Source organism: Bhargavaea ullalensis (assembly GCF_042432615.1).
Taxonomy (GTDB): Bacteria; Bacillota; Bacilli; order Bacillales_A; family Planococcaceae; genus Bhargavaea; species Bhargavaea ullalensis.
Genome location: NZ_JBHLWY010000042.1, coordinates 185,562 through 199,640, shown reverse-complemented (window position 1 = coordinate 199,640; position 14,079 = coordinate 185,562). Strand labels below are relative to the sequence as shown.

General features: G+C 57.3%; 13 protein-coding genes. 12 read left to right on the top strand and 1 reads right to left on the bottom strand.

The window, feature by feature from the left end; genetic code table 11:
- Positions 1 to 204: 204 nt before the first annotated feature.
- The 6 genes from ACFFIY_RS11075 to recO are packed head-to-tail and all read left to right on the top strand — an operon-like array spanning position 205 to position 5,414.
- Positions 205 to 2,322, top strand: a complete 2,118-nt coding sequence (locus ACFFIY_RS11075; RefSeq protein ID WP_354195201.1) for an HD family phosphohydrolase — start codon at positions 205 to 207, stop codon at positions 2,320 to 2,322.
- Positions 2,323 to 2,338: 16 nt separating this feature from the next.
- Positions 2,339 to 2,830 (top strand): rRNA maturation RNase YbeY, encoded by a 492-nt coding sequence (gene ybeY / locus ACFFIY_RS11070; protein WP_354195202.1) that lies wholly within the window; start codon positions 2,339 to 2,341, stop codon positions 2,828 to 2,830.
- On the top strand, positions 2,817 to 3,182 hold the full coding sequence (locus ACFFIY_RS11065) for a diacylglycerol kinase family protein (protein WP_354195203.1): 366 nt from the start codon (positions 2,817 to 2,819) through the stop codon (positions 3,180 to 3,182). The genes ybeY and ACFFIY_RS11065 overlap by 14 nt, the downstream gene beginning before the upstream one ends.
- Positions 3,183 to 3,196: 14 nt before the next feature.
- Entirely contained in the window at positions 3,197 to 3,604 is a 408-nt protein-coding gene (locus tag ACFFIY_RS11060; RefSeq protein WP_354195205.1) for a cytidine deaminase, read from the top strand.
- On the top strand, positions 3,591 to 4,502 hold the full coding sequence (gene era / locus ACFFIY_RS11055) for a GTPase Era (RefSeq protein ID WP_354195207.1): 912 nt from the start codon (positions 3,591 to 3,593) through the stop codon (positions 4,500 to 4,502). The genes ACFFIY_RS11060 and era overlap by 14 nt, the downstream gene beginning before the upstream one ends.
- A 60-nt stretch (positions 4,503 to 4,562) precedes the next feature.
- Positions 4,563 to 5,414 carry a DNA repair protein RecO gene (gene recO / locus ACFFIY_RS11050; RefSeq protein ID WP_354195209.1) on the top strand — a complete coding sequence of 284 codons (852 nt, stop codon included), beginning with the start codon at positions 4,563 to 4,565 and terminating at the stop codon, positions 5,412 to 5,414.
- Positions 5,415 to 5,632: 218 nt separating this feature from the next.
- On the opposite strand, the gene ACFFIY_RS11045 is transcribed toward recO, so the two are convergent.
- Positions 5,633 to 7,012, bottom strand: coding sequence for a glycine--tRNA ligase (locus tag ACFFIY_RS11045; RefSeq protein WP_354195211.1), 1,380 nt, complete (start codon positions 7,010 to 7,012; stop codon positions 5,633 to 5,635).
- A 392-nt stretch (positions 7,013 to 7,404) separates the two neighbouring features.
- Here ACFFIY_RS11045 and ccpN point away from each other — a divergent pair, with 392 nt between their 5' ends.
- The 6 genes from ccpN (at position 7,405) to cccA (ending at position 13,984) form a co-directional block, all read left to right on the top strand.
- On the top strand, positions 7,405 to 8,034 hold the full coding sequence (gene ccpN / locus ACFFIY_RS11040; protein WP_354195213.1) for a transcriptional regulator CcpN: 630 nt from the start codon (positions 7,405 to 7,407) through the stop codon (positions 8,032 to 8,034).
- A 13-nt stretch (positions 8,035 to 8,047) separates the two neighbouring features.
- Positions 8,048 to 8,860 (top strand): pyruvate, water dikinase regulatory protein, encoded by an 813-nt coding sequence (locus ACFFIY_RS11035; protein WP_354195215.1) that lies wholly within the window; start codon positions 8,048 to 8,050, stop codon positions 8,858 to 8,860.
- Between the two features lie 221 nt (positions 8,861 to 9,081).
- Positions 9,082 to 10,899 carry a DNA primase gene (gene dnaG, locus ACFFIY_RS11030; protein WP_354195217.1) on the top strand — a complete coding sequence of 606 codons (1,818 nt, stop codon included), beginning with the start codon at positions 9,082 to 9,084 and terminating at the stop codon, positions 10,897 to 10,899.
- A gap of 29 nt (positions 10,900 to 10,928) precedes the next feature.
- A complete protein-coding gene (gene rpoD, locus ACFFIY_RS11025; protein WP_354195219.1) occupies positions 10,929 to 12,107 on the top strand; it encodes an RNA polymerase sigma factor RpoD in 1,179 nt (392 codons plus the stop codon).
- A 208-nt stretch (positions 12,108 to 12,315) separates the two neighbouring features.
- Positions 12,316 to 13,455: an acyl-CoA dehydrogenase family protein gene (locus ACFFIY_RS11020; RefSeq protein WP_354195221.1), complete on the top strand. Its 1,140-nt coding sequence runs from the start codon at positions 12,316 to 12,318 to the stop codon at positions 13,453 to 13,455.
- 136 nt (positions 13,456 to 13,591) lie between these two features.
- On the top strand, positions 13,592 to 13,984 hold the full coding sequence (cccA, locus tag ACFFIY_RS11015; protein WP_354195223.1) for a cytochrome c550: 393 nt from the start codon (positions 13,592 to 13,594) through the stop codon (positions 13,982 to 13,984).
- Positions 13,985 to 14,079: the final 95 nt, after the last annotated feature.

Below are 14,079 nucleotides of genomic sequence, written 5' to 3'. Positions count from 1 at the left end.
TCATTGCCGGGTCGGCCCGGGACAGCGCACCGAAGCGTCTGCCCGGGCCTTTTCCGGCAGGACGGGAACCCGGAGGCGCCGGCCGATCTGCGGGTTTCCGCTGCAGTCCTGCCGTCTGCTTTTTTGTTTCGCCTTTTCAGCCAGTCCAACGGCATGCGGCCGCACAGAGAGAGAACGTCCGCATGCGCCCAAAGGGGGGAGACCATGCTTCAGAGCCTGAGGAACCTGCTGAACCGTTTTTCGTTCGCCGTCCTCTCAGCCGCCGTGCTTGTTCTGGCGGCCGTGCTGGCTTTTGCCGTCATGCTCGGCAGCGTCAGGGACGAAACGTATGACATTCGGCTGTTCCAGCTTGCCAACGAGACCATCCGCGCTCCGAAGACGGTGGAGGACCCGGTCAAGACGGAGGAGGAACGGGAAAGGGCCGCCTCCGAGATCACGCCTGTGTATGATTTTGACGAGGAAGCGGCGAAAAACCGGTCTGCCCTCGTCACATCGATTTTCGACTTTGCGATCGAGGCAAAAGGCGATCCGAAGCCGGACGACAAGGAGGCGGTTTCCAATGCTCCGGCCAAGCAGCTCGTCATCCTAAAAGACAAGCTGTCGCACCTGGGGGACAAGGAAGCCTCGTTCAGCCTCGACGATGACATGCTGAACGGCCTAATCAAGGCAGATAAAAAGGACCTGGAGGCGGCAAGGGATGCCGTGTCCGCCATCGTGAAAAGAGCGATGGAGCAGCCCGTCCGCGAAAACGAGCTGGCTGAAGCCAAGGCGGAAACGGAGCGGCTCATCGGCAAGGCGCCGATCCCGGGCTCGCTCGCAGACGCGGCCGCCGCGATCGGCCGGGAGAGCATCATCGCCAATGACACGCCGGACGAAGTGAAGACCGAGGAGAGGATCAGCCAGGCGAAGGCTTCCGTCGAACCGACACGGATCCTGCAGGGCCAGGTCATCGTGCAGGAAGGGCAGATCATCGACCGCGAGGTGTACCGGCAGCTGGAGCTTGCGGGCCTCCTGAATGAACAGTCTTCATCGAGGCCGGCAGCAGGGCTCGCCTTGTTCACCGGCCTGATCTTCTGGTTCATCTATCGTCATTTCAAGCGTGTGGAACAGCCGGACCGGGTAAAGAAAAAATGGCTTTCCATCGTCCTGGTCATTTACTTTCTGGTCTTGATCGCCATGCGGCTCATGGCGGGCCTTGAAAAGGACTTTGATATGACGATCGCCTATGCTTTCCCGACGGCGCTTGTTCCGCTGCTCGTCAGGCTGCTGGCAGACCGGAAGCTTGCCCTGATCATGACGGTGCTCGTCGCCGTCACGGGCGGGCTTGTCCTCCATGAGGGCTATTCCTCCGTCATCAACATGGAATTCGCTCTGTACATGCTATTCGGCGGGCTGGCCGGCTATTATCTCATCCAGGAGGACGGCAGGCGATCGAGCATTCTGGCGACAAGCCTCGGTGTTTCGGTGGTCAACGGCGTATACATCCTGTTCCACATGCTCATGCTCAGCTCGCAGCTTGAAGTGCATGAACTGGCGGTTTACATGGCGGCCGCCCTTGCGTCTGGGCTTTTGTCCGGTGCGCTCACCATCGGCACCATGCCGTTCTTCGAATCACTTTTCGGCATCCTGTCCGACATGCGGCTTGTCGAGCTGTCCAACCCGAACCACCCGCTGCTCAAAAAGATCCTGACGGAGACGCCCGGCACGTACCACCACAGCGTCATGGTCGCCAATCTGTCCGACGCCGCCTGCGAGGCAATCGGAGCGAATGGGCTTCTTGCCCGTGTCGGCAGCTATTACCATGACATCGGAAAAACGGTCAGGCCGGCATTCTTCATCGAAAACCAGATGAACGGCGTCAACCCGCACGATTCGCTGCCGCCCGAAAAAAGCCGGGACATCATCGTGGCCCATGCATCAGACGGGGCGGCCATCCTGAAAGAGCATAAAATGCCGGAAGAGCTGGTCGACATTGCGCGCCAGCACCACGGGACGAGCCTGCTGAAATTCTTTTTCGTCAAGGCGAAAGAAACACAGCCCGGAGTCCCGGAAGATTCATACAGATACCCGGGCCCGAAACCGCAGACCCGGGAAATTGCGGTCATCTCCATCGCGGACAGCTGCGAAGCGGCGGTCCGTTCGATGAAGGCGCCGACGCCGGAAAAGATCGAAAACCTGGTATGGGCGATCATCCGCGATAAAATGAATGACGGCCAGTTTGACGAATGCGACCTCAGCTTCAAGGAACTCAAGCAGGTGGGCGCCGTCATCTGCACGACACTCAACGGAATATTCCATAACCGGATTGAATATCCGGAATAAGAACGAGGTGAACGCGATGCCGCTGATGATCGATTTAATGGATGAAACGGGCACCATCCGGCCCGAAGACGAACGGCTGATCCGGGAACTGCTCGGACATGCCGCAGAAATGGAAGGAATCACGAGAGAGGCAGAGCTTTCCGTCACCTTCATGGACGATGCCTCCATCCGGGAAGTGAACCGGGAATACCGGGACAAGGACCGGCCGACTGACGTCATTTCATTCGCGATGGAAGAAACGGCGGAGGGAGAGGAGCCGGTGCCGGAGCCGGAAGGCATGCCCCGGATGCTCGGCGACATCCTGATTTCCACGGAAACGGCCGAGCGTCAGGCCGGAGAGTACGGCCATTCCCGGGAGCGGGAGCTCGGGTTCCTGGCACTCCACGGATTTCTCCATGTGCTCGGATACGACCATATGACGGATCCGGATGAACGGAAAATGTTCGGCAGGCAGGACGAAATCCTGCAATCGTTCGGACTCGGACGTGGGCAGGATGGACGCGCGTAAATTTTTCAGATCGTTCCGCTACGCGGCAAAAGGGATCGTCCGGACGGCCCGGACCGAGCAGAACTTCCGGTTTCATCTTGCGGCAGGCACCGCCGTGGTGATTGCCGGCGCACTCACGGGCTTGTCCGCGGCGGAGTGGTCGGTCATCCTCCTGCTGATCGCGGGGATGCTGTCGCTTGAACTGATGAACACGGCCGTCGAGCGCGTGGTGGACAAGGCATCGCCTGAATGGCACCCCCTCGCCGGGCAGGCAAAGGATGCGGCAGCCGCGGCCGTCCTTATTTATGCGGCGGCGAGCGCCGTGATCGGTTGTGTGGTTTTCCTGCCGAAATGGTGGAATTTATTTAATTGAAGGTGGTTAGAGCCATGGACAAACAGCAGTTGATGGAAGAGGCGAAAACGGCCCGGGACCGCGCCTATGTCCCGTATTCCAAATTCCCCGTGGGCGCCGCGCTCCTGACAAAGGGCGGCAAGGTGTATCACGGATGCAATATCGAAAACTCCGGCTTCAGCATGACGAACTGTGCGGAACGGACGGCCTTCTTCAAGGCCATTTCAGAAGGCGACACGGAATTTGCGGCGCTTGCCGTCACGGCGGACACGCCCGGGCCGGTCTCCCCGTGCGGTGCGTGCCGCCAGGTGATGACCGAATTCTGTTCCGGCGACATGCCGGTGTATTTGACCAATTTGGAGGGCGATGTGCTTGAAACAACGGTTTCGGGACTTCTGCCGGGAGCTTTCAGAGCGGAGGACATGAATCATGCAGCAGAATGAAGGATTCCGTTCGGGCTTCATTTCAATCATCGGACGGCCGAACGTCGGCAAGTCGACATTCCTCAACCGGGTGGTCGGGCAGAAAATCGCCATCATGAGCGACAAGCCGCAGACGACGAGAAACAAAGTGCAGGGCGTCGTGACCACGGACGACAGCCAGATGATCTTCATCGACACGCCGGGCATCCATAAGCCGAAGCACAAGCTCGGCGATTTCATGATGAAGGTCGCGCGCAACACGCTCAAGGAAGTGGATGCCGTCCTGTTCATGGTGAACGCGGATGAACCGCTCGGAAAAGGTGACCGGTTCATCATCGAGATGCTCGGCGAAAGCAAGACGCCGGTCATCCTCGTCATCAACAAAATCGATTTGATTCATCCGGATGAACTGATGGAGTCCATCGTTTCTTACAAGAACCTGCTGGATTTCGCCGAGATCGTGCCGATTTCCGCACTGCAGGGCAACAACGTCGATCGACTGCTGGATGTGGTGAAGTCGTATCTGCCGGAAGGACCGCAGTATTATCCGGCCGACCAGGTGACGGACCATCCCGAGCGGTTCATCATTTCCGAGTTGATCCGTGAAAAGGCGCTTCACCTGACGCGCGAGGAGATTCCGCATTCCATCGCCGTGGTCATCGAGCGGATCGCCAAGCGCCAAGGCGAGGAAACAGTCGACATCCAGGCAACGATCATCGTGGAGCGGGATTCCCAGAAAGGGATCGTCATCGGCAAGAGAGGATCCCTGCTCAAAGAAATCGGGACCCGTGCAAGGAAAGACATCGAAATGCTGCTCGGCAGCAAGGTATACCTTGAACTGTGGGTGAAAGTGCAGAAAGACTGGAGAAACCGCCAGTCCCAGCTTAGGGAGTATGGCTTCAGGGAAGATGAATATTGACAGGGCGCGGGCGGCAGGCCCGCGCCTTTAACAATCCCGCAAAACGGGGAGGGACGCATCATGCTGAACAAATGGGAAGGAATCGTCCTCAGGACAGGGCCGTACGGGGAGTCGAACAAGGTGGTCACCATCCTGACCGGGGAGGCAGGGAAGATTTCGGCGATGGCACGCGGCGCCAAAAAGCCGGCAAGCCGCCTTGCCGGCGTCACACAGCCGTTCACCCACGGCTTGTTTCTCGTCAGATCCGGCCGGGGAATGGGGACGCTCCAGTCCGGGGATCCGCTGGAGCCGATGCGCTTCCTGCACCAGGACATCACGGCCGCCGCCTATGCCAGCTTCATTGCGGAGCTGATGGATAAACTCATCGAGGACGGACGCCCGGCCCCGGCCGAATTCAATCTTCTTCTTCAGGCATTCCATGCGATCAATGAGGAATACGATCCAGAAGCGATCACGCTGTTCGTCGAATGGAAGATGCTGCCGGTGGCCGGCGTGTATCCCGTGCTGCACCAGTGTGCAAGCTGCGGCGCGACGGAAGGGGAATTCGCTTTTTCCTTTCGGGAAAACGGCTTTCTCTGCCACCGGTGCTTTGACCGCGATCCTTATCTGGTCCGGCTCTCGCCGGCGCAGGTGCGGCTCATCCGGACGTTCTACACGGTGCCGATCGACCAGGTCGGCAAGCTGACGCTGAAGCCGGCGACCAAAGCGTTCATGCGCAAGCTCGTGCGGACGATCTATGATGAGCAGGTCGGCGTCAGGCTGAAGTCCGCCGCATTTCTTGATCAGCTCGCCCGCATGCCGGAATTCAAGCGGGCCCCCGAACCCGAAGCGACGACGGACTCGGCGGAGGACCCCGCGCCGCCTGAAGCCGGAGGAGAATCGGACTCTTACGAAGGGGAATCGGACTCTTAAGCGGAGGAATCGGTCTCTTAGCGAGTGGAATCGGACTCTTAGGCGGAGGAATCGGTCTCTAAGAGATTGTTCCCTGTTCTCTGTATGAATTCCAGTCAGGAGGAGAAGAAATCTGCGAGACAGTGGACACCATCCCCTTGACCATGAAAACAACAAAAAGCCTGCAGTGCGCAGTTCAGCGCATTCTGCAGGCTTTCTTTATTCATTCCAGTGTCCGGTCAAAATTCCAGCCGCTGTTCGATGAAGGCTTTCACTTCGCCGATCGGCATGCGGACCTGTTCCATCGAGTCGCGGTCGCGAACCGTGACCTGGCCGTCTTCTTTGGAGTCAAAGTCGAACGTGATGCAGAACGGTGTGCCGATCTCATCCTGCCGGCGGTACCGTTTCCCGATCGACTGGGAGTCGTCATAGTCGCAAGGGAAGTGCTTGCGCAGTTCGGACCAGACTTCCCCGGCTTCGTCGCTGAGCTTTTTGGAAAGCGGGAGCACCGCTGCCTTGAACGGCGCAAGCGCCGGGTGGAAGCGGAGCACTGTCCGCGTGTCGTTATCGCCGACTTCTTCTTCATCATACGCATCACAGAGGAACGCGAGCGTCACCCGGTCGGCGCCGAGGGAAGGCTCGATGCAGTACGGGACGAATTTTTCTCCGGTCTGCGGATCAGTATAGGTGAAGTCCTCGCCTGAATGTTCCATGTGGCGCTTCAAATCGAAGTCGGTGCGGTCTGCGATGCCCCAAAGCTCGCCCCAGCCGAACGGGAATTTGTATTCGATGTCGACGGTGGCATTTGAGTAGTGGGACAGTTCTTCCTCGTCATGTTCGCGCATGCGGACGTTTGCATCCGACATGCTCAGGCTGTCAAGCCAGTTTTTCGAGAAGTCGCGCCAGTATTCATACCACTGGATGTCTTCTCCCGGCTTGCAGAAAAATTCAAGCTCCATCTGTTCGAATTCACGTGTGCGGAAAGTGAAGTTGCCCGGCGTGATCTCATTCCGGAAGCTCTTGCCGACCTGCGCGATGCCGAACGGAAGCTTCTTACGCATCGAGCGCTGGACATTCTTGAAGTTGACGAAGATCCCCTGGGCGGTTTCAGGACGCAGGTAAATGTCATTGCTCGAGGAATCCGTCACACCCTGCGACGTCTTGAACATGAGGTTGAACTGGCGGATGTGCGTGAAGTCCTGTGCACCGCAATCCGGGCAAGTGACTCCGTGCTCTTTGATCAGTTCTTCCATCTTGTCAAACGGCATGCCGTCGACGACGAGTTCGTTGCCTTCTTCCTCCAGCTTGTTCTCGATCAGTTTGTCTGCACGGTGGCGTGATTTGCACGCTTTGCAGTCGATCATCGGGTCGTTGAAGTTCCCGACGTGGCCGGAAGCTTCCCAGACACGGGAATTCATGAGGATGGCGGCATCCAGGCCCACATTGTAAGGGGATTCCTGAACGAATTTCTTCCACCAGGCCCTCTTGATGTTGTTTTTCAGTTCAACGCCGAGCGGACCGTAGTCCCATGTGTTGGCGAGCCCGCCGTAAATATCCGACCCCGGGAAGACAAACCCCCGGTGCTTTGCCAGATTGACGATCGTTTCCATTGTAGCCATGACTGATTCCTCCTCGTTGAAATTAAAAAACACCCGTCCCCGGACACAAGGTCCGGGGACGGGTGCATCATGCCCCGCGGTTCCACCCCGATTGGCCGGAAAACCGGCCCGCTTTCAGTGATTCGGCTCCGGGGTGCCGCTTCGTATCCATGCAGGCTTTCACTCTCCCTGCTCGCTGTCGGCGGATACTAATTCATTGTCCCGTCATTGCCGTATGGACTTTGACAACATTGTAGCATGCGGGCAATCGTTTCGCAATCAGAGTCCGAATCGGCTATAATGAACGGGGCGAAGCAAGCCGGGGAGGTTGCCCGGCGGATACATAAACTAAGTGGTCGGCAATGTTTTCGTTCGAGGACGGTCCGGTTGCCGACGGATGGGTGGGGAGTCGAATGGAACTCAATAAGCGCCAGGATGAAATTCTGGAGATCGTCAAAGCGGAGGGGCCCATCACCGGCGAGCAGATCGCCGAACGGCTGAGCCTCACGCGGGCCACGATCCGGCCCGACCTCGCCATACTGACGATGGCCGGATTCCTGGATGCCCGTCCGCGCGTCGGGTATTTTTATTCAGGCAAGAAGAAAGAGCAGCAGCTCACCGAGAACATGATGAATATGAAAGTCCGGGATTTCCAGTCGATTCCGGTTGTCGTGCAGGAGTCATTCTCGGTCTATGACGCGATCACGCAGATGTTCCTTGAGGACGTCGGCACGCTCATCGTCGTGGACGACAACTCTTTCCTGTCGGGCATTCTGTCGAGGAAGGACCTGCTCAGAACCGCAATCGGGACGACCGAGCTTGAGAAGATTCCGGTCCACATGATCATGACGAGGATGCCGAACATCTCCTACTGCCACAAAAACGAAACGCTCGTGCAGGCGGCAAAGCTGCTGATCGAGCGCCAGATCGATGCACTGCCGGTCGTGGAGGATGCGGACGGCGGCCTGTCCGTCGTGGGCAGGCTCACGAAAACGAACATTACCAAAGCATTCCTGTCGCTGGCAGAAAACCACGATTTCTGAAAGGAGGTGCCCTATGAACCACTTGAACATCTACATCGTTTCCGACTCACTCGGGGAAACCGGCGATCTCGTGGCAAAGGCGGCGATCAGCCAGTTCCGGCAAAACTTCGAGTCAACAGCGGTCCGGCGGATTCCACACGTGGAATCGGTGGAACAGCTGAGGGAAGTGACGGTGATTGCCGCAGACCAGGGCGCCATCATTCTTTACACGCTCGTCAAGGAAGAGATGCGCGCATTTCTCCGGACGGAATGCGGACGCCGGGACATCCCGGCCGTCGATCTCCTCGGTCCCGTCATCCAGGAGATCTCCAACAAGCTCGGCGAATCCCCTTCCGAGGAACCCGGCCGCGTGCGCCTGCTCGACGAAGACTATTTCAAGAAAATCGAAGCGATTGAATTCGCGGTGAAATACGACGACGGGCGCGATCCGAGAGGCCTTCTTCTTGCGGACATCGTCCTGATCGGGGTTTCCAGGACGTCAAAGACGCCGCTGTCCCAGTATCTGGCACACAAACGGCTAAAAGTGGCCAACGTCCCGCTCGTGCCGGAAGTGGAGCCGCCCGAAGAGCTGTTCAGCGTCAATCCGGACATATGCTTCGGGCTCGTCATTACCCCCGAAAAGCTCAACACCATCCGGAAAGAGCGGCTGAAGGCGCTCGGGCTGAAAGACGATGCCAACTATGCGAGAATTGAACGGATCAAAAAAGAGATCGATCACTTCTACCGGGTGGCCGACCGGATCGGCTGCCATGTGATCGACGTGACGAACCGGGCTGTCGAAGAAACGGCGAACGTCATACTCGGCATCCGCCAGAACCGGAATTAACCGCAGAACACCCCACGCCGGCTGATCAGAGACCGGCTTTTTCGAATGTCCGGATATAATGCTGGCATTCTGTGACGGGGAACCTTATAATCAGTTATTGTGATTAAAATGCGCAAAGTGGGCGTTTAACTCCCTTCTGCGCACTTTTTTGTCGAAAGATGAAGGAATTGAGCCGTGAATCTCGAATTCAAGTATAAGACAAGAAAGTGTGGGTGATCTCGATGAAGCGGATTCCGGAGGAGAAGATTGAAGCCGTCCGTTCCGCTACGGATATCGTCGGACTCATCGGCGAATATGTCCAACTGACCAAAAGGGGACGCAACTGGTTTGGGCTCTGCCCATTCCACGATGAAAATTCGCCGTCCTTCTCGGTGTCTGCGGACAAGCAGATGTTCCACTGCTTCGGCTGCGGGGCGGGCGGGAACGCCATTACGTTCGTCATGGACGTCGAGAATGTCCCGTTCACCGAAGCGGTTGCCAAGCTCGGAGTGCGTGCGGGTGTGGAAGTCGAAGTCCCGGACACGGAAGGCAGTGCCAGGGAGCGGATGCCCGAAAGCCATCGCCGTCTCATCGACGCCCACACGTTTGCCGCTGAATATTATCAGCATTTATTGTTGAATACGGTGGAGGGGGAAGAAGCGCTCGAATACCTCAGGGGCAGGGGGTTCACTGACGGGGCGATCGAGAAGTTCGGCGTCGGCTATTCGCTCGGAAACAGCGATTCCCTTGCCCGGCTGCTTTCCAGGAAAGGATTTTCCGAGGAAGAGATGGAAGAGGCGGGACTGGTGATCAGGCCCGAGCACGGCGGCAGCCCGTTCGACCGCTTCAGGAACCGGATCATGTTCCCGCTGCACGATGCAAACGGACGGACGGTCGCCTTCTCGGGGCGGGTGATCGAAAAGGCTGAAAACGAGCCAAAATACCTCAACAGCCCCGAGACGCCGATTTTCAACAAGGGAGAAATCCTCTACAATTATCACAATGCCCGACTTGCTGCGAGAAAATCGGGTAATGTAATATTGTTCGAAGGTTTCATGGATGTCATTTCCGCCGACCTGGCGGGCATACAATCCGGCGTGGCCATCATGGGAACGGCCCTGTCGGACAAGCACCTGTCCCTGCTCGGCCGGATCACCCGAAGCGTCGTCATCTGCACCGACGGCGACAATGCCGGCTGGGAAGCAGCCAGACGTTTTTCCCGGCTGTTCAAAACGGGCAGGACAGAGGCCACGGTGGCCGTCATTCCGGACGGCATGGATCCGGATGACTACATCCGCAAACACGGCGGAGAACAGTTCAGGGAGCAGGTGATCGGCCAGCCTCATACACTTCTGTCGTTTGCGATGATGTATGCCCGGCGCGGCAAAAACCTGAACAACGAAAACGACATCCTTCAATATATTCATGAAGTGCTGGAAGAACTGGCCGGCAACACGACGCCCGTGGAACGCGACCTCTACCTGAATCAGCTGTCAAGGGAGACCGGCGTGTCCGCCGAGGCGCTGACCGCCCAGTTCCGCAAGGCGGAGGCCAAAAATGTACGTGCGGAGAAGCCGACACCGCACAAACAAGAGCGACCGCCCGAAAAACCGGCCGGGAAAACGAGAAATACACCGGTTTCAAGGGCGGAACGCATCCTGTTGTCCCATATATTGAGGGATGGCGCGGTGTTCGCCGGTATACGGGATTCAGAAGAAGGGAATCCTTTCTTCCATGATGAATATACAGCCATATACGTCAATCTTGCAGGTTTTTATGAGGAATTCGGCGAACCGGACGTACACCGGTTCGCGGAGAGCCTGCAGGATCCGGAACTTCGCCGGATTGTCATGGAAACGGCGATGTCCGAACTCTCGGATGAGCATGTCGGCGAGGAAGTGCAGGACTGCATCCGTCACATCCGGAAATATCGGATCGAAATGGAGATCCGCGAAAAGATGCAACAGTCCAGGGAAGCCGAGAAGCTGCATGACCATCTCCGCGCCCTTGAATTATCCAAGCAGATTATTGAGTTGAAGAAATCCCTTTCGGCGGTATAGGGGAGCCGGCTTCTAGGAGGAGGAGTAAAATGGCGGAACTTTCAGGGCAACCGAAAGACCAAGAACATGAAATGACCATTGATGAGATGAAGGCGCAATTGCTCGAACAGGGCAAAAAGCAGGGTGAGCTTTCGTTTGATTATGTGACCGAAAAGCTGTCCGCTTTCGACATGGAGCCGGATCACTTTGAGGAGTTCCTTGACCAGCTCGAGGAGCAGGGCATCGAGCTGGACCGGAACAACGGCACTGACGGCGAAGGGGAGAAAGAGGAAGAGTTTGACCTCAACGACCTGAGCGTTCCTCCCGGCGTCAAGATCAACGACCCGGTGAGGATGTACCTCAAGGAAATCGGCCGCGTCGACCTGCTTTCCGCAAAAGAGGAGATCGAACTTGCCAAGCGGATCGAGGCAGGGGCGGCGGCATTGAAAGAACTTGACCAGGGTGCCGAGAGAACACCGGAAATCGAACTGGCACTCGACCGCGGCGACATGGCGAAGAAGAAACTTGCGGAAGCGAACCTGCGTCTCGTCGTTTCCATCGCCAAACGGTACGTCGGCCGCGGCATGCTCTTCCTCGACCTGATCCAGGAAGGGAACATGGGCCTCATCAAGGCGGTCGAGAAATTCGACTATGAAAAAGGCTTCAAGTTCAGTACGTACGCGACCTGGTGGATCCGCCAGGCGATCACCCGCGCGATCGCAGACCAGGCCCGGACCATCCGGATTCCGGTCCATATGGTCGAGACGATCAACAAGCTGATCCGCGTACAGCGACAGCTGCTCCAGGACCTTGGCAGGGAGCCGTCTCCGGAGGAAATCGGCGAAGAAATGGATCTTCCGGCCGAAAAAGTCCGGGAAATCCTGAAAATCGCCCAGGAACCGGTTTCCCTTGAAACGCCGATCGGCGAAGAGGACGATTCCCACCTCGGCGACTTCATCGAAGACTCGGACGCGCAGTCCCCTTCCGACCATGCGGCATACGAGCTTCTCAAGGAGCAGCTTGAAGACGTGCTGGATACGCTGACAGACCGGGAGGAGAACGTGCTCCGTCTCCGGTTCGGCCTGGACGACGGGCGCACCCGCACGCTTGAAGAAGTCGGCAAAGTGTTCGGGGTCACACGGGAGCGGATCCGCCAGATCGAGGCGAAGGCGCTCCGCAAGCTGCGCCATCCGTCCCGCTCCAAGCGTCTCAAAGACTTTCTTGAATGATCATTGAAGCCAAGCAAAAGCCGTTCCGGACATTGAGCCGGAGCGGTTTTTCGCGTTGGGCCGAACCGCGGGGGACCGGCACCCGGTCCGTCGCGCGACTCTATTTGGGTCGGATGCCGGCTGGCCGGATGATAGTTTTGGTTGTGGAGCGAGCGCTCGTTCAGTTATAATGGCAATGAAAGCGTATTCACGAAGGGGGATGTTCCATTTGAACTTTGACCTGACACAAGAACAGGAAATGATCCGGCGGACAATCCGCGAGTTTGCGGACGAAGTGGTGGCGCCGGGCGCGATTGAACGGGACCGGACAAAGGAGTTTCCGATTGAGATTTTCAGGCAGCTGGCCGACATGGGAATGATGGGGCTGCCGTTCGATGAAAAATACGGGGGTGCCGGAGCGGATACGGTCAGCTTCGCCATCGTCACCGAGGAACTGAGCCGCGCCTGCGCATCGACGGGCATTACTTATTCTGCACATATTTCTCTCGGCGGCGCACCGCTCAGCCTGTTCGGGACAGAGGAGCAGAAAGAAAAGTACCTGACCCCGATCTGCACGGGCGAATCGTTCGGCGCGTTCGGCCTGACCGAACCGAATGCCGGATCGGATGCGGGAGGGACGCAGACGACGGCAAAGGAAGACGGCGATGATTTCGTCATCAACGGCGGAAAAGTCTTCATCACGAACGCAAGCTACGCCAAGCACCTGGCGCTCACCGCCATCACGGGCGAGCAGAACGGCAAAAAGGAAATCAGCGCGATCATCGTGCCGACCGATGCCGACGGGTTCAAGGTGATCGACAACTATGAAAAAATGGGGCTGAACGCCTCCAATACAACCGAACTCGTCATGGACAGCGTCAGAGTGCCGCAGGAAAACCTGCTCGGCAAGCGCGGAAACGGCTTCCGCCAGTTTCTCGTGACGCTCGACGGCGGCCGGATCGGAATCGGAGCGATGGCGGTCGGGATTGCCCAGGCGGCATTTGACCGGGCGCTGCGCTATTCGAAAGAACGCAAGCAGTTCGGCAAGTCCCTTTCGGAGTTCCAGGTGAACCAGTTCAAGCTGGCCGACATGGCGCTCAAAATCGAACTCGCCCGGAACATGGTCCACAAGGCAGCCTGGCTGAAAGACCAGGGGCGTCCGTTTTCCAAGGAAGCCGCCATGTGCAAACTGTATGCATCCGAAATTTCGATGGAAGTGGCGGACGAGGCCATCCAGCTGCACGGCGGCTACGGCTACATGAAGGAATATGAAGTCGAGCGCTATATGAGGGATGCCAAGCTGCTGGAGATCGGCGAAGGGACGTCGGAAGTCCAGCACATGGTCATTGCGCGGCAAATCGGAGTTTAAAGCGGATTTTTGTCCAATTTGTCACAAACACGCAAAACTTCTCGGCTAATACTTTCAGTTTCCCGCACAATGAAGTACAATATGAATTGTTCACTGTATTGTACAGGGTATCTCATGGAAAAGGGGGTTTTAGTCGATGAACAGAAATCCTATTGTACCTTATATCTTGATCATGGCCCTCGGTATCGGCCTCATCTTCTTCATGTCCCTCTACGGACTCGATAAAAAAGAAGAGATTGCAGCCGATCACGAAGAGACTGAACAAGGCGGAGAAGGCACGGCATCCGGCGACGGAGAAGCTGACTCCGGCGACTTCGACCCTCAGGCTTTTGCTGAAGGGAAATGCGTGTCTTGCCACGGCCAGAACTTTGAAGGGTCGATCGGACCGAACCTTCACGAGATTACGGATGACAAGGACACGGTCAAGGACGTTCTGAAGAACGGCAAAGGCACCATGCCAGGTGGCCTCGTGCCGGACGAGAATCTCGACGCCATGGCGGACTGGGTTGTCTCACTTCAAGAGTCTTGATATGAAAAGAATGGAGCCCTTATCCGGCATGCCGGGTAAGGGCTTTGGCATGCAGGAAACTTGCCGGCAACCATCGAATTGAATCAAGAGAAAGG